This is a genomic window from Aureimonas sp. AU40 (genome assembly GCF_001463785.1).
GTDB lineage: Bacteria > Pseudomonadota > Alphaproteobacteria > Rhizobiales > Rhizobiaceae > Aureimonas.
This window is the reverse complement of the sequence record NZ_BBWL01000045.1, coordinates 17,778-33,680: the sequence shown is the minus strand read 5'-3', so window position 1 is coordinate 33,680 and position 15,903 is coordinate 17,778. Positions and strand designations below refer to the sequence as shown.

Sequence of the window (15,903 nt, the reverse complement as noted above, 5' to 3'; positions counted from 1 at the left end):
GTTGATGGTATAAGGTAGACGCCTTAATCCGGCAGAAATAAGGTGATCACCTTACAGAGGGCGGCGGATAACGATGATGATCGAGAGCGCGATGGGTGGAGCGATGGGCGGGCCGAAGCGCGGCCGAACACGCGAGCGCATCCTCGACCTCACGCTCGCGCTCTTCAACGACCGCAGCCCCGAACGCGTCACCACGGCGGAGATCGCCCGCACGGCGGGGATCAACGAGGGCAATCTCTATTACCACTTCCGCACCAAGGAGAGCCTGGTGCTGGCGCTGTTCGCGCGGTTCGAGGACGAGGCCGGCGCGCTCGCGGACCGGGGCGCCCCGCCCTCGCCCGGCGAGGCGCGAACCTATGGCGAGTTCCTGGCCTCGTGGTTCGCGATCGTCTGGCGCTACCGCTTCCTGTTCCGCGATCTCCTGGCGCTGGCGGCGGAGAGCCCGTCCCTGGTGGAGCCGATCCGGGCGTTGAGCGGGCGGATGCGCGTAGCCGTCGAAGCGCTGGTGCGGCGGATGATGGCCGATGGCCTCGTCGTCATTCCGGAGGAAGACCTCCCGGCGATCCTCGCGAATGTCTGGATCGTCTCGACCTACTGGGCGGTCTATCTCAGCCTGCAGGAAGGCGTCGATCGCCTCGACGACACGCATCTGGGCTGGGGCCTAAACCAGGTGTCGAGCCTGTTCAGGCCCTATCTCACACCGTCTGCCAGGGACGCGTTGTTTTCGGCGTCCGAGCCTGGGGACCCGCCAGCGGTGTGAGGCAATCGGACGATTGGGTTAGAGCCTTTAAGCCGTCACTCCGCAAGCGAACCGCGTCCCGCGATCGCACGGTTGCCCAGCCGTCGCAAATGCGGTCGTATGTCGGGCGCCGTTCCAAGACGGCTCGAGGCGGTTTGCCGAAAATTGGCTCGGCGTTCGTCTCGCATCGATGATTGCCCTTAGCTTTTCCAGGGAGGACCCATGTTCACTCACGTCATGATCGGCAGCAACGACCTGGAGCGGGCGAGGGCCTTCTACGACGCTACGTTCGCAGCCCTCGGAGGCAAGCCCGGCGAGATGGATGCCAGGGGCCGGCTGATCTATCTCCACGAGAACGGTCGCCTGATGATCACCAAACCGATCGACGGCAACCCGGCGACCGCGGCCAATGGCGGAACGATCGGCATCGTGGCGGCGAGCCGGGACCATGTCCTGGCATGGCACGAAGCCGGCACGGCGAATGGTGGCACCGCGATCGAAAGCCCGCCCGCCGAGCGCCCGAACGGCGCCTTCGTCGCCTATCTTCGCGATCCGGATGGCAACAAGCTGACGGCGCGAACTCAAGCGACGAAGTAATGGCAACGCAGACGACTTCCGTCTCCTGCCTCCGGCCGATCGACCATTCCAGACAGCGGACTTTCAGTCCTCGCTCGATACCTCTGCGTGTCTGCGGGCATTGAGGCCTTCACGGAGGCATGACGTCGGCTCAGATGGCAGTGCCGCAAGTTTGGAAGTTTTTGTCCGATTGGCCTTGGTCGACGGCAAGACCTATTGACCGCAAGCGTTGCGCAACCAAGTTCATCCGACGTGTATCCTAGAGGCAAGTGTGCGAATGCCCGAACGTCATACCGCAATCTTGGCCTCGATGGCTTTCGGTCTGCTTCTGGTTGGTGGCTGCACCTCCACCAGACCAATCTCCCCAACCAATTACGCTGCCTATGCGGAGGGGTTGAAAGGAAGTCCGGCGCTTCGGCAGGATGAAATCCAAAAGTGTGCGTCCAATCTTCGCGTCAATCCTCAGAAACGTGAAACACTCCGAAAGCTGATGAACCTGGCGCCGGGGCGTGATCCGCTTCCTCTAGCATGCCGGCGCGTGACGGATGCCATCGCTTCCGGGCGACTGACCTACCGTGACATGGAACAGGTTCGCACGGGTCAGGCCACGCCGAAGACCATCCGAATCTTACAGGCCCGTTAACGGATACTATTGAGAGCTGCAGCGCCGCAGCACGGCTGCGCGGGGCAGGATTGGAAGCGGCCTTCCAACTATCGACCCCTCAGGTCGTTGACAGCACTTTTTCCATTGCTTCAAACCGGTCATCATGACTGTGGGCTTCCATATGGGCCCGCCTTCAGTTCGCGCCTTCGTCATGGAAGCCCAACAGATGGAAAGACGAATTCAGTCGGACATTTTCGGCCCTTTATTCGTCGTCTTCTGGTTTGGTGCTATGGCTTGGATAATAACCTCTTGCTCGTTCAAAAGGAACGATGTCCTCCACCAATTGTCCAAAACACCGGAATATCAGTGTTTGGCCCAAGCCGGGAAGAGACGCTCTTACGTCACATGGTCTGGCATTCGGCACTTGCGTGTCGGTTACGGCGGAGCGACGATGGCCAAGATTCGGGATCGTAACGGAGGCAGATCCATACCCGATGGTGATGCGGTGACCTTCATCACACTTCCTTTGACTTCAGGAAACGAGCGAAGTTTGGTCCGCATTCCTGAAGGGATAGTGCATGAAGTCTATCGTGGGATGGATCAATGGCTCGATATCTTGAACGAGGACGGATCTGTCCATTATAGGAATGATGGCGAAGGCTATCGGCCCGTCCAACCATAGTTTTCTTTGATTTTGGACGAAACATGGATCCCATCCGTGTGTCTGTTGCTGGAAGGTAGCGATCGAGAGCTGCCGGGCGGCGTTTCGCCCAACGCAGTCCTTCGGCTACGCTGCACCAACTTGGGGACAATCTCCAAATTCGATCGGCATTTCCATTGCCGACCAACCGCGCGGCGGGCCTTCTCCCGTTCGAGCCCTATCCTTCCGCTTTGAGAGGATTCTTCATGCGCATGACCCGTATCTCAGTTGCCATCGGCGCCTGTCTCGCGCTCGGCCCCGCACCGGTCATGGCCGAACAGAAGGCCATGACGGCGGAGGCGCGGATTCCAGCCGATCTCCATTATCTCCTGTCCACGCCTCGCGGCTACGAGATGTCGGGCGAAACCTATCCGCTCATCGTCTGGCTGCATGGCGGCGATCAGGGCGGGAGCGAGATCGAGAAGGTGCGCTCGAGCGGACTGCCGGCCCTGATTGAAGGCGGCCGCGACATTCCTTTTATCGTCTTCTCGCCGCAGAACCCGAGCGAGGAACTGCTCTACCCCATCGAGAAGGTGAAGGCCGCGCTGGACGAGGTCATGGACCGCTACCGGGTCGATCCCAGCCGCGTCTCGGTGGTCGGCTACAGCCGGGGTGCGTTCGGGGCCTGGGCCATGGCCGAGCAATACCCGGAGACCTTCGCCGCCGTCGTGCCGATCGCCGGTGGCGGCAACCGGCACTATCTTAACCGGACGAACGAGAAGGCGGCCTTCTGGGTCTTCCACGGCACGGACGACGAGGTCATTCCGCTGTCGGACTCGGTGGTGCTCTACGAGCGGCTCAAGACCCTCAAGCGCGACGCACGGCTGACCGTTTTCGAGAACACCAGCCATCAAGCGGTCGAGGCGGCAGCGCTAAACGAGACCGGTTTGTGGGATTGGCTGCAGAAGCAGCGGCTGGCAAGCAAGCCGACGCCGTAAAAGGATCGCAAAGGGCTTGGGGGTCGGTCCGTAACGATCGGGACCCGTCGAAATCGAGGCGGCGTGGGCGGACTGTTCGGGTCGCCATACCCGGCGGCGAGCCGCAATGAGGCACAAGGATTCGCCAATGGCGAAATCCCCGGACATCGGGACCATCGCTCCGAGCGCCGGATCAACCCCGAAGGCGAGGCCGATCTCCCGGCCACCGTCGCCCGGCCGACTTCGGGCGCGCTGCCGCGAACCTGCCGATCGCAGCGACCGCCGCTTGGCGGCGGCGTCAGCTCGCCCATTCCCTCCGCAGGATGGCATACTGCATCGTGTCCTCGTAGCGCGGCGTGCCGTCCGGGGCGCCGGTGAAGGTGACGAACTCGATGAACATGCCCTCAACGCGCATCCCGAGCTTTTCGCACAGGCGGCGGGAGGGGGCGTTGTCGACCTCGACATAGGCGTAGAGGCGCCGCGCGCCCTTCTCTTCGAACAGGTGCGAGAAAAGCGCCCGTGCCGCCTCATGCGCGAACCCAGCGCCTGCGTGCGCGGCGTCGAGATTCCAGCCGACGGCGTAGGTGTCGGGCTCCTCGTGCGTGGCGAAGAGGTCGCCGATCAGGCGGTCGGACCCGCGAAGGGCGATCGCGACGTGCTCGTCGGACGAGCCGCGGCGGATCGCCTCCGCCTCGGCGGCCGCAAGGTCCCCCAGCCGCAACGACAGGAAGCACCGCGCCTGCGGCTCATGCAGGTAGGCGAGAAGCCCTTCCGCGTCGCCCGCGCAAAATTTCCGCAAGCGCAGCCGTTCCGTCTCGATCCCGTCCATCCGTTCGCCCCTTCGCCTGCCGTCGCCCGCCGCCCATCAATCCCAGGCGAGTGCGCCGCCGTTCTGATACTCGATGACACGGGTCTCGAAGAAGTTCTTCTCCTTCTTGAGATCCATGACCTCCGACATCCAGGGGAACGGGTTTTCCGTGTCCGGAAACACGGGGGCGAGGCCGAGCTGGGCGCAGCGGCGGTTGGCGATGAAGCGCATATAGGCCTCGCAGGCGCTCGCGTTCAGCCCGAGGAAGCCGACGGGCATTGTGTCGCGGCCATAGGCGGCCTCCAGCTCGGCGCCCTCGCGCAGCATGGCGCGCAACTCGTCCTGAAAGGCGGCCGTCCAGAGATGCGGGTTTTCCGCCTTGATCTGGTTGATCACGTCGATGCCGAAGTTCAGGTGGATCGACTCGTCGCGCAGGATATATTGATACTGCTCGGCAATGCCCTGCATCTTGCCCCGTCGCCCGAGCGACAGGATCTGCGCGAAGCCGGTGTAGAACCACATGCCCTCGAACACGACGTAGAAGGCGACGAGGTCCTTCAGGAAGGCGCGGTCGGTCTCCGGCGTGCCGGTCCGGAAATGCGGGTCCTCGATGCCCTGGGTGTGCTGGAGCGCCCAGGACGCCTTGTCCGTGATCGACGGCACCTCGCGATACATGTTGAAAAGCTCGCCCTCGTCGAGCCCGAGCGATTCCACAATGTACTGGAACGTGTGCGTGTGGACGGCCTCCTCGAAGGCTTGGCGCAGCAGGTACTGCCGGCACTCGGGATTGGTGAGGTGGCGGTAGATCGCGAGCACGATGTTGTTCGCGACGAGGCTCTCCGAGGCGGCGAAGAAGCCGAGATTGCGCTTCACCATGCGCCGCTCGTCCTCCGTCAGGCCGTTCGCCGACTTCCACAGCGCGATGTCGGCCTGCATGGAGACCTCGGTCGGCATCCAGTGGTTGTTGCAGGCCGAAAGATACTTCTCCCAGGCCCAGCCGTAGCGCATGGGCAGAAGCTGGTTCACGTCGGCGCGCGCGTTGATCATCCGCTTCTCGGAGACCGAGACGCGGCCGCCGTTGCGATCGACGGCCTCGGTGCCAGTCGCCGTGGGTGGCCCGAGATCGGGGATGGGCGTGGCGTCGGTGGCGGTGTCGTTCCAGTCGAGCATCGGGTCGTCTTTCGAAAGCGGGGGGACGGCCCGCCGCCATTCGGCGGGACCGGGGAAGAGAAGGGGAAGCGCACGGGCCTACTGGCAGGCCTCGCACTCGGGATCGTCGATCCGGCAGGCCTTGCCCCAGGCCTCGTCCGGCACGCGGATCTCCGCAGACGCCCCCGCCAGCGGCGCGGCCGAGACGGCGTTGAGCTTGCCGTCCGTTCCCTTCAGGGTGGACTTCTCGACATGCGTCGCCGAGCGCGTGCGCAGATAGTAGGTCGTCTTCAGGCCCCGCTCCCATGCGAGCCGGTAAAGCGCGTCGAGCGCCTTGCCGGACGGGGCGGCAAGGTAGAGGTTCAGGGACTGCGCCTGGTCGATCCATTTCTGGCGCCGGGCGGCGGCCTCGATCAGCCAGGCCGAGTCGATCTCGAAGGCCGTGGCATAGAGGCGCTTCAGGTCCTCCGGCACGCGGTCGATGGGCCCAAGCGAGCCGTCGTAATATTTGAGGTCCGACACCATGACCTCGTCCCAGAGCCCCCTCGCCTTCAGGTCGCGGACCAGCGCGGCGTTCACCACCGTGAAATCGCCCGACATGTTCGCCTTGACGAAGAGGTTCTGGTAGGCGGGTTCGATCGACTGCGACACACCACAGATGTTGGAAATCGTCGCCGTCGGCGCGATCGCCATCGTGTTGGAGTTGCGCATGCCGATGGTTCGGACACGCTCCCTCAAGGCCGCCCAGTCCAGCGTCGCCGAGCGGTCGAGATCGAGCGTGCCGCCGCGCGCCTCGGCCAGGAGTTCGAGCGAGTCGATCGGCAGGATGCTGCGCGACCAGAGCGAGCCGTCGAAGGAGGGGTAGCGGCCACGCTCGGCGGCGAGGTCCACCGAGGCGGAGATCGCCTCATAGCTCAGCGCCTCCATGCTCGTGTCGGCGAAGGCCACCGCCGCCTCGCTGGCATAGGCGAGCCGCAGCGCCTGGAGCGCGTCCTGAAAGCCCATGAGGCCGAGGCCGACCGGACGGTGCCTGAGGTTCGACGCCCGCGCCTCGGGGATCGTGTAGAAGTTGATGTCCACGACATTGTCGAGCATGCGCATCGCGGTCTTCACCGTTTGCGCGAGGAGCGAGCGGTCAAGCCCTTCGGAGTTGACGTGGCTCGCGAGGTTCACCGAGCCGAGATTGCAGACCGCGACCTCGGAGGCGGAGGTGTTGAGGGTGATCTCGGTGCACAGGTTGGACGAGTGCACGACACCGACATGGCCCTGCGGCGAGCGGATGTTGCAGGGGTCCTTAAACGTGATCCAGGGATGGCCGGTCTCGAACAGCATGGTCAGCATGCGCCGCCAGAGATCGACCGCCTTCACGCGGCGGTGGACGCGGATTTCTCCGCGCGCGGCCCTGATCTCATGCCCTTCGTAGGCCTCAGTGAAGGCCCGCCCGTAAAGGTCATGCAGGCCCGGCACCTCGTCGGGCGAGAACAGGGTCCAGTCGCCGTTCTCCGCCACGCGCTGCATGAAAAGATCCGGCACCCAATGCGCCGTGTTCATGTCGTGCGTGCGCCGGCGGTCGTCGCCCGTGTTCTTGCGCAGGTCGAGGAACTCCTCGACGTCGATATGCCAGGTCTCGAGAAAGGCGCAGACCGCGCCCTTGCGCTTGCCGCCCTGGTTGACGGCGATGGCCGTGTCGTTGGCGACCTTCAGGAAGGGCACGATGCCCTGGCTCTGGCCGTTGGTGCCCTTGATGTGGGCGCCAAGGCCGCGCACCGGCGTCCAGTCGTTGCCTAAGCCCCCGGAATATTTAGCAAGCAGCGCGTTGTCCTTCACCGCCTTGAAGATGCCCCCGAGATCGTCGGCGACGGTGGTGAGGAAGCAGGAGGAAAGCTGCGGGCGCGGGGTCCCGGCGTTGAACAGCGTCGGGGTCGAGGCCATGAAGCGGAAGCTCGACAGAAGCTCGTAGAACTCGATGGCGCGGGCTTCGCGATCGACCTCGCGCAACGCCAATCCCATGGCGACGCGCATGAAGAACCATTGTGGCAGCTCGAAGCGGACCCCTTCCGTCTGGAGGAAGTAGCGGTCGGTGAGCGTCTGCAGGCCGAGGAACTGGAAGAGATTGTCGCGCTCCGATGTCAGCGCCGCAGCACATCGCGCCACGTCGAAGCGGGCAAGCTCGGGATCGATCAGCCCGGCCGCGATGCCCCGGTCGAGATAGGCCGGGAAGGTCTCGGCGTAGAGCGCCGCCATGTCGGCCTGCGTCGCCGTCCTGGGCGAGCCGGCGAGGAACGACAGGGCCTCGCCGCGCAGCTTGTCGAGAAGAAGCCGGGCCGAGGCGAAGGCATAGTTCGGCTCGGTCTCGATCAGGGTCCGCGCCGCCATGACAGGCGCCTCGGCGAGTTCGCTGAGCCTCAGCCCGTCGTAGAGATTGCGCCGCGTCTCAACGAGGATCGCATCCGGCGACACGCCGTCGAGGCCGTCGGATGCTTCCGTCACGACGCGGGCCAGCCGGGCCTCGTCGAGAGGCGCGAGGGAGCCGTCCGCCTGCCGCACGGACAACGCGGGCGCGGCTTGTGTTTGCGACGCGGTGGCCTGCGCCGCGCGGGCGCGGGCGTGCTCCTCGCGGTAGAGGACATAGGCGCGGGCGACCTTCGGATGCTCCGAGCGCATCAGCGCGAGTTCGACCTGGTCCTGGATGTCCTCGATGTGCAGGAGGCGGTCGCCGCCCGAGCGACGAGCGAGCGCGGCGACGACCTCGTCGGTCAGGCGCCGCACCGTGTCGTGGACGCGGGTGGAGGCGGCGGCCTGCCGCCCCTCGACGGCAAGGAACGCCTTGGTCATCGCGACTGCGATCTTCGAAGCGTCGAACCCTGAGACGGCGCCATTGCGGCGCAGGACGCGCGCTGCCAGCGAAGATGCGAGATCGGCTGCATCGGCATCGACGGACAGGGCCGGAAACGGCGACGGCAAGGCTGCGGAAGACGGAAGAAGAGACATTCGGCTGCTCCAGCGAGTGGAGGCAAAGGCCGAGCGGACGCATGCAAAACGGCGCAGGAGACCCTGGACCGAGGGACCCAAGCCGCGACAGGCACACGATCCACCGGGACACCCCGCCCAGGGAAGGTTCAAGCAAGTCGCGGCAGGTCTCCTGGCTCGCGGGTCAAACGCCTTCCGTCCGGCCTTCCCGGAGCTTCGCTCCAGTGGCGCGGATTGGACGAAGGGCTCGCCGCTTACAGTTGCGGGGGCAGCCCCGGCCTCGCCGTTCCATCTCTGGATCAGCTCACCGGGTTCCCTCTTAGCCACCACATCTTGCGACGCGGCGGACCGTGACTGCCGCATATGGTGCGGCAACCACCCGGTGAGTCAACGCGCTCTCGGCCCTTATCCCCAAATCCGGCTTGCGGTGAGTCCCGCCCCGTCGAGATCATGACGGACAGGGAAACCCAGGGTGACGCTGACGTCTCGGGATGGCGCTGCCGTCGAGAAGGAGTGCATTGCCTTGGCGGCGCGACGAACCAGACGAGTTCGAACAAAGGGAAAACGGTTAATCCACAGGCACCCCATACCGCGTCGGCACGGGCAGGGCATTCTTCTCCGAAAGACCGTCGCGAACGGCCTCGCAAACGGCTCGCAGCGGTTCAACCCAAGGCGTGATGGCGTCCGGGCAGCCGATCCGTAAGAGAAACCCGTCTTCGTTCGCGTAGGCAATCCGACCGATGGGGAGGAGGTTCGCCGATCTCAGCTCCTTCCAAGTCTGAACAACGCGCCATCCTATCACAGACGCGGTGTCCTCCGTGGAGGTCTCCTCTGTTACGAGCGGCAGTCCGATGCTTTGCGAAGTTGGTCGGGTGCAGTCCTCCGTCCGGCCTGTTGGTGCATCCCGAGCCAGTTGATGACGCTGGTGGGCTGGCGAAGACCGTCCCCAACTGCTTTGCAGGCCATGATGCCTCCGACCTCGAAGAGGTTGGCAGAGCCTTCCCGAAAGCGGATGCACGATCGTTCGGATTGCCGATGTAGCCCGCAAGTGATACAGACCTGTCTCACCTACAGGGACAAGCGAGCCGATGATGTCCGACAAGCGGCAGCAGATCGTGGAAACCGCCTATCGCCTGTTCCGCGCGGACGGCTACCATGCGGTCGGCATCGACCGGATCATCGCGGAAGCGGGCGTGGCGAAGATGACGATGTACCGCCACTTCCGAGCCAAGGACGAGTTGATCTGCGCTGTCCTGCGCTTTCGCGCCGAGCGCTTCGAAAGGCAGCTCGACCGTCTGGCCGACGTTGCGCCGAACGCCGCCGCTCGGATCGAAACGATCGTCGGCTGGTACGAGCGATGGTTCGCCCGGCCCGACTTCCATGGCTGCGCCTTCGCCCATGCGCTGGCTGAGTACGGCGATCCCCGCCATCCCGTCTTTCAGGCGGCCTCCGCCCAGAAGGAGGCGTTCGAGGCGCGGCTGCGCGCGCTTCTGCTGGCGGAAACCGACAAGGCGCAGGCGACGCGAACCGCAGCGGTGCTCGCCATGCTCTTCGAGGGCGCCACCCTCAAGGCGCAGATGGGCCGGGCCGAGGAGGCGATCCGCGGGCTGCGGGATGGCACGCAGGCGCTTCTCGCCCGGGCGGGCATTCGCTCGTGAGTCCGCTCGTCATCGGCCTCGCTCTCTCGGCCGCGTTCGCCCATGCCTCGTGGAACGCTTTCCTGCGCTCGGGCGCCGACCGCTTCTGGGTCGTCACCGTGATGAGCCTGACGATGGTTCCCGTGGCGCTGCCCTTCGCCTTGCTCCTGCCCCTGCCGCCCGCCGGCGCCTGGCCGTTTCTCCTGCTCTCCTCGCTCCTGCAGACCGGCTACAGCCTGTTCCTCGTGGCCGCCTATCGCCACGGCGATCTCGGGCAGGTCTACCCGATCGTGCGCGGCACGGTGCCCGTTCTGGCGACGATCGGCGGCTTCGTTCTCGCGGACGAGGTCTTGTCGCCGACCAGCGTTTTGGGGATCGCCTTGATCGTCTGTGGCATCCTGGGTCTGGTCGTGGGACGCGGGCAGGTCGCCGGGAGACCGCTCCTCTGGGCGCTGGCGACTGGCGCACTCGTTGCCGCTTACGCGACCGTCGATGCGCTGGGCGTGCGCCATGCCGGCGACCCGATCGGCTACACCGCCTGGATCTGCCTTTTCTACGGCGCCTTTCTGCCCCTCGCCTTCCGGCTCACGCGCGGGGCGCTTCGGATCGACCCTCGCTCAGTGGAAACCTGGAGGGCCGCCGGCGGCGGCGTGGTTTCGCTGGTCGCCTATGTCCTGGTGGTGACGGCTTTTTCGCTGGGGCCCACAGGGCCGGTCACGGCCCTTCGCGAGACGAGCGTCGTGTTCGCGGCCCTGATCGGCGCAGCCTTCCTGGGCGAGAGACTGACGATGCGTCGGCTTGCCTCCTGCCTCGCCGTCGCCCTTGGCGCCGTCTTCATCGGCCTTCGGGGGTAACGAGGTGGTCCACTCCGGTCCCGCAGCGGATCGTCCCGTTTGCACCCTTCCCACCTCCGAAATCTTACTCCCCAGCATTCGTCACGCCGCCAGTCTGGGCCGCGCCATGGCCTCGCGAAGGGTGCGCACGAGTTCATCGAACGCCGCGCCGCGTGCGCCATCGGCCCGATGCAAGGTGATGGCGTAGCTCGGCAGCGGCGGCAGGCCGGCATCCGGCGCGACGATGTCGAGATCGGCGGGAACGGTGGTGGCGAGCCAGGCCGACACGGCCATGTCCATGCGGACCATCGTTCGCGTCGCGTCGAGCCCGCCGTTCTCGAACACCATCCGGCTGGCGCGTTCCGCCTGCGCCAGCGCGGCCAGGACGGCGGGCCTGAACACGCAGGTCTCGGCCACCAGCGAGATCGGCAACGGGCTGCGAAGCGGCGCCTGGCCCGCCCGTGCCGAGACCCAGACGAGGCGGTCGATCGCCAGCGTCTCGCCGCTGGCCGACCCGGTCTCTTCTTCGACCACCGCGATGTCGATGCGTCCCTCCCCGATCAGGTCGAGAAGGTCGGGCGAGGATGCGCAGGTGAGCGAAAGGTCGATGCGTGGGAAAGCCTCACAGTATTCCTTCAGGGCACTGGCGAAGCAGGGGCCGATGAGATCGAAGGGCAGGCCGAGCCGCACCGGGCCGGAGGCGACGCCACCTTCGATCTCCGACCAGATCTCGTCGTTGGCGGCGATCAGCGGACGCACGCGCCGCAGGAGGCGCTCGCCGGCGGGCGTCAGGCGCAGTCCGCGCGGATCGCGCAGCAACAGGGCGTCGCCCACCATCCCTTCGAGCCGCGCGATCTGCTGGCTGATCGCCCCTTGCGTGAGATGCAGGCGCTCGCTCGCGCGCGTCATGCTGCGCTGGTCCGCCACGGTCGCGAAGGTTCTGAGAAGAGCGATGTCGAGGTTTCGGGTCATGCGTCATTAATGATGCTAATGCCGGTCTTTAGCAAGATTAGCTTTGCTGCATGACCACCAGCCGATAGTGGGGCGGCAGGTTCTGCTGGAGCGGTCTCAATGGATACAATGGCGCCCCTCGTCCTCTTCGCCCTCGTCTCGACCATCAGTCCGGGTGGAGCGACGACCCTTGCAACCATCTCCGGCGCCAATTTCGGCTTCCGTCCCTCCCTTCCCCTCATCGCCGGCATCGCGGCGGGCCTCGCTTCGATGGCGGCGCTGGCCGGGTTCGGTCTGGCCGGGCTCCTTCTCGCGCTGCCCTCGCTCACCCTCGCCATGAAGGCTTCCGGTTCGGCCTATCTGCTCTGGCTGGCGTGGCAGACTGCGCGACGGGGCGCCCCGCGCCTGGACGGCAATGCGCGGCCGAGCGGCTTTCTCGCAGGCGTCTGGATGCTCTGGCACAATCCGAAGGGCTGGGCGATGACGACGGGAGCGGCGGCCTCCTTCGTGGCTGTCGCCTCCGGCCCGGTGCAACTCGGCGCACTTCTGGCCGCCGTCTTCGGCCTTCTCGCCCTCGCCTCGCTCGCGCTGTGGTGCGCGGCGGGCCTGGTTTTGGCGCGGGCCATGCGTGGCGATCGGCACTGGCGAAGGCTCAACAGGCTGCTCGGCCTGCTCTTGGCCCTCTCCATGGTGCCCGTCTGGCTTTAAGAAAGGGATTACGGATGGACCCGATCAACCTGATCGCCGCCTTCGACGCCGTCACGCAGCACTGGTCGCCCAAAGTGGTCGGCCGGGTCAACGACCAGTATGTCAAACTCGCCAAGGTGCTGGGCGAGCTGGCTTGGCACAGGCACGACGAGGAGGACGAACTCTTCCTCGTGGTGCGCGGCCGCCTGCGGATTGAGTTCGAGGGCGGCGCGGAGCGCGTGCTCGAGGCCGGCGAGTTCTGCGTCGTACCCAAGGGCGTCCTGCACAACCCCGTCGCCGACGAGGAATGCTGGATCGTGCTGATCGAGACCGTCACGACGAAGCACACCGGCGATGTCGACACGCCGCTGACGAAGACGATCGAACAGCAATTGGCGTGAGGTGGCCCGACGGAAGAGCTTCGCGGAGGCGGCGTCACGGTTCGCCGGCCTGCCGAGCCCGCTGGCGAACGACGGGGCAGGCCAACCATCCTGATCCTGCCGCCATGGATGCGGCGGTGCGGGCGCGCCTCCACGAAACCTTCACCGAACCCACACCGGTTCTGGACAAAAAGGAGCGAGATTGCCCTTTGAACGGGGGCGGCGATGCTCGCAAGACACTTCACCATCACATGCATACTCGTCGCCATGATGGGCCTTGGCGTGTCCATCCTGATCGACAAGGGTCGTGATCGCCCATTGCGGCCGCGCTGCGAGTGCTCGTCGCTCGCATGCCTCTGCCACACGGGCCGGTGATCGGTCACGAGGAGTCCATTGGGCAACCTCCGCCGACGATCAGGACGCGAAACCACGCCCGACCGCAAGAAGGTTCAGTCCATGCGCGGCTTTCCCCTTTCCATCGCCTTCGCTCTGCTTCTTGCCGGCACGCTTGCGCCCTTCGCGACCGAGGCGAAGGCGGGCGTGGTGCGGGTGGCGGTCTATCGCGGCCCGGCGGGCTGCGAGGGCTGCTCCGAAACGGTCGGGGAAGCGATCCAGAGCCTCGGCTCCCGATATCGCGTCGACTTCGTCGGCCCTGCGGAGGCGATCGACATCACGCCGGAGACGCTGCGACGCTACGATGTCTATGTCCAGCCGGGCGGCGGACAGGACATTCCGGCAGCGTTCGCGAGCTTCGGCGATGCGCGCGTCGAGGCGATCCAGACCTATGTCGCCGGCGGCGGGCGCTATCTCGGCCTTTGCATGGGCGCCTATCTCGCCAGCGGCTACGGGCTCGGCCTCATCGAGCAGGACCTCGATTCCGAGGTCGGACGCCCCGGCTTCCCCGTGGAGACGATCGAAAGCACGGCGGTCTCGACGCGCTGGAACGGACAAACGCAGACCGTCTTCTTTCAGGACGGGGCCTATCTACCGAAGGCCCGCAACGATCCGGGCTTCCGAACGATCGCGACCTACGAGAACGGCGACATCGCGGCGGCGCGCTACACGTTCCGCCGTGGCGTCGTGGTGCTCAGCGGCCCCCATCCCGAAGCGGACGAGAGCTGGTTCGAGGAGAACGGCATTCCCCTCGCCAAGATGCCGGGCGACGATCTTCTGCGCTCACTCTTCATGCAGCTCGGCGGATAAGCGACGGAACAGGCTTCCCCAGTCGGCCCCCGCGCCGATCCGGGCGCGAGGCGATGGGGTCAAAGCCAACGCTGTCTCATCCTCACGATGATCGACATCGAGCGGCGGCGCTTATGCGCGCCCGCTGCGGCCTTCGCGGGCGCTCGTGCGACTTCTGTCGAAGTGGCTTATATATGCCAGAGGCGCCTTTGACGCTTCCCATCCCGTTCATTCCGGTTGAGACAGCATGCTTCCACTGATCATTCGCAACGCCAGCACCGATGACGAACCCCGCGTCGCCGAACTCTGGCGGGAGTGCGGCCTGGTTGCGAGCTACAACGATCCCGCCGCGGACTTCCGTTTCGCCTTGGCGGGCGAGGCATCGGACGTGCTGGTGGGCCAGGACGAAGCGGGACATGTCGTCGCCAGCGTCATGGTCGGTCATGACGGCCATCGCGGCTGGCTCTACTACGTCGCCGCCGATCCAGCGGCGCAAGGGCAGGGCTTCGGTCGTCGGATGGTCGAGGCCGGCGAGGCGTGGCTTCGCGAGCGCGGCGTCGTGAAATTGCAGCTTCTGGTGCGGGAGACAAACACGAAGGTCGTCTCCTTCTACGAGCACCTTGGCTTCGAGGTCGCGCCGCGAACCGTGATGGCGAAATGGCTCATCGAGACCCCCTGACAGTCGGGTAAAACGCGATCATCGCGTCTCGATCGGTTTAAGCCCCACCACCTCATGCCTCGGCGGCATGGGGCGGGACACGCGAAAGATACCGCGTGAGGTGAACCAGGGCCTGCGAGGCGGCGGGAGAGAGCTTGCGGCCTTTGCGGACCAGGAGATGCATCTCGGCTCCGCTCATGATTTCGCTCTGGATCGGCAGGGCCAGAACCTCGCCTGAGCGGATCTCATCCTGCATCACCAGGGCCGGCATGAAGGTGGCGCCGAGGCCCGCCAGCACGAAAGCGCGAAGACCGGCGAGCGAGTTGGTGACGACCTGCGGCGCGAAGCGAACGCGCTCGATAAACTCCACGACCTCCACCGCCTTCTGCAGGCCGAAGCCGGTTTTGAGGAGCGCCAGCGGAAACTCCAGAAGGTCGGGCACCGAGAGCGACGTGCGGCCCCTCACCAGGGGATGGTCGGCCCGCACGATCAGCTCGATGGGCAGCGGCCGCGTGTGAACGGCGCGCAGCGCGGGATGGGGCTGCGAATTGTGGGCGATGGCGATCTCGAACTCGTCGCTCGCAACGCCCTGCACCATGGCGTCCACGGTCATGGCCTCGATGCGCAGCACGACCTCGGGGTGCTGGCGCAGGAAGGCGGCGACGGGCTGGCGCAGGAGATCGACCAGAAACCCCTCGCCCGTCGCGATGGCGACCGAGCCCGAGCGCAGGTCCCGAAGGTCGCCGAGCTTGGCCAGAAAGTCGTGGCTGTGGATATGCCGCTCGCGCACGAAGCTGAAGAGCATGCGCCCCGCCTCGGTCGGGCGCATCTGCCGCCCCACCCGGTCGAACAGGGAGACACCGAGCTGGCGCTCGAGTTGGGCGATGTGACGGCTCACCACGGAGGCGTCCATCTCCAGCCGCTCCGCCGCCGAGCGCACGCCGTCGCAGGCCACGACCTCGTAGACGACGCGTAGGCGACGCTCGTCCAGAAGGGTCAAAGGGTTCGCATTCCGTTGCATCATGTGCAACGATAAGGTCTATCGGTGTCATTGATCAATGGCAGTGCAGCCAGAAAGATGCGTATCGAAGAGGCATTCGACTGGGATGGCT

General features: G+C 65.6%; 14 protein-coding genes and 1 riboswitch. Of the genes, 9 read left to right on the top strand and 5 right to left on the bottom strand.

Translation table 11 applies throughout. The annotated features are described in order from the left end of the window. The first annotated feature begins 73 nt into the window (after window positions 1-73). The 3 genes from AUL32_RS17750 to AUL32_RS17740 all read left to right on the top strand — a co-directional run bounded on the left by AUL32_RS17750 (window position 74) and on the right by AUL32_RS17740 (window position 3,557). A complete protein-coding gene (locus tag AUL32_RS17750; RefSeq protein ID WP_374700965.1) occupies window positions 74-760 on the top strand; it encodes a TetR/AcrR family transcriptional regulator in 687 nt (228 codons plus the stop codon). Between the two features lie 201 nt (window positions 761-961). Beyond that, complete coding sequence (locus tag AUL32_RS17745) at window positions 962-1,336, top strand: VOC family protein (RefSeq protein ID WP_062117861.1); 375 nt, start codon at window positions 962-964, stop codon at window positions 1,334-1,336. 1,495 nt (window positions 1,337-2,831) lie between these two features. Continuing rightward, window positions 2,832-3,557: a dienelactone hydrolase family protein gene (locus AUL32_RS17740; RefSeq protein ID WP_062117953.1), complete on the top strand. Its 726-nt coding sequence runs from the start codon at window positions 2,832-2,834 to the stop codon at window positions 3,555-3,557. Between the two features lie 277 nt (window positions 3,558-3,834). On the opposite strand, the gene AUL32_RS17735 is transcribed toward AUL32_RS17740, so the two are convergent. The 3 genes from AUL32_RS17735 to AUL32_RS17725 all read right to left on the bottom strand — a co-directional run bounded on the left by AUL32_RS17735 (window position 3,835) and on the right by AUL32_RS17725 (window position 8,484). Further along, the gene (locus tag AUL32_RS17735; protein WP_306302898.1) at window positions 3,835-4,335 is read right to left on the bottom strand and encodes a GNAT family N-acetyltransferase; all 501 of its coding nucleotides are present in this window, start codon (window positions 4,333-4,335) and stop codon (window positions 3,835-3,837) included. Window positions 4,336-4,401: 66 nt separating this feature from the next. Beyond that, complete coding sequence (locus tag AUL32_RS17730; RefSeq protein ID WP_082659794.1) at window positions 4,402-5,514, bottom strand: ribonucleotide-diphosphate reductase subunit beta; 1,113 nt, start codon at window positions 5,512-5,514, stop codon at window positions 4,402-4,404. A gap of 78 nt (window positions 5,515-5,592) precedes the next feature. Continuing rightward, complete coding sequence (locus AUL32_RS17725; RefSeq protein WP_062117855.1) at window positions 5,593-8,484, bottom strand: ribonucleoside-diphosphate reductase subunit alpha; 2,892 nt, start codon at window positions 8,482-8,484, stop codon at window positions 5,593-5,595. Window positions 8,485-8,608: 124 nt separating this feature from the next. Continuing rightward, window positions 8,609-8,831: riboswitch (cobalamin riboswitch) on the bottom strand. A gap of 720 nt (window positions 8,832-9,551) precedes the next feature. Here AUL32_RS17725 and AUL32_RS17720 point away from each other — a divergent pair. Both AUL32_RS17720 and AUL32_RS17715 read left to right on the top strand, forming a co-directional pair. Next, entirely contained in the window at window positions 9,552-10,121 is a 570-nt protein-coding gene (locus tag AUL32_RS17720) for a TetR/AcrR family transcriptional regulator (protein ID WP_062117852.1), read from the top strand. Then, window positions 10,118-10,954 (top strand): EamA family transporter, encoded by an 837-nt coding sequence (locus AUL32_RS17715; RefSeq protein ID WP_062117849.1) that lies wholly within the window; start codon window positions 10,118-10,120, stop codon window positions 10,952-10,954. The genes AUL32_RS17720 and AUL32_RS17715 overlap by 4 nt, the downstream gene beginning before the upstream one ends. Before the next feature lie 81 nt (window positions 10,955-11,035). On the opposite strand, the gene AUL32_RS17710 is transcribed toward AUL32_RS17715, so the two are convergent. Then, a complete protein-coding gene (locus tag AUL32_RS17710; RefSeq protein WP_062117846.1) occupies window positions 11,036-11,905 on the bottom strand; it encodes a LysR family transcriptional regulator in 870 nt (289 codons plus the stop codon). A gap of 99 nt (window positions 11,906-12,004) precedes the next feature. Between AUL32_RS17710 and AUL32_RS17705 the strand changes: the two genes are divergently transcribed. The 4 genes from AUL32_RS17705 to AUL32_RS17690 all read left to right on the top strand — a co-directional run bounded on the left by AUL32_RS17705 (window position 12,005) and on the right by AUL32_RS17690 (window position 14,812). Beyond that, entirely contained in the window at window positions 12,005-12,592 is a 588-nt protein-coding gene (locus tag AUL32_RS17705; protein ID WP_062117843.1) for a LysE family translocator, read from the top strand. 14 nt (window positions 12,593-12,606) lie between these two features. After that, the gene (locus AUL32_RS17700) at window positions 12,607-12,972 is read left to right on the top strand and encodes a cupin domain-containing protein (protein WP_062117840.1); all 366 of its coding nucleotides are present in this window, start codon (window positions 12,607-12,609) and stop codon (window positions 12,970-12,972) included. Window positions 12,973-13,407: 435 nt separating this feature from the next. After that, window positions 13,408-14,154, top strand: coding sequence for a BPL-N domain-containing protein (locus tag AUL32_RS17695; protein ID WP_062117837.1), 747 nt, complete (start codon window positions 13,408-13,410; stop codon window positions 14,152-14,154). Window positions 14,155-14,380: 226 nt separating this feature from the next. Continuing rightward, on the top strand, window positions 14,381-14,812 hold the full coding sequence (locus tag AUL32_RS17690) for a GNAT family acetyltransferase (protein ID WP_062117834.1): 432 nt from the start codon (window positions 14,381-14,383) through the stop codon (window positions 14,810-14,812). Between the two features lie 52 nt (window positions 14,813-14,864). Here the strand turns inward: AUL32_RS17690 and AUL32_RS17685 are convergent, their stop codons facing one another. After that, complete coding sequence (locus AUL32_RS17685) at window positions 14,865-15,791, bottom strand: LysR family transcriptional regulator (RefSeq protein WP_062117831.1); 927 nt, start codon at window positions 15,789-15,791, stop codon at window positions 14,865-14,867. Window positions 15,792-15,903: the final 112 nt, after the last annotated feature.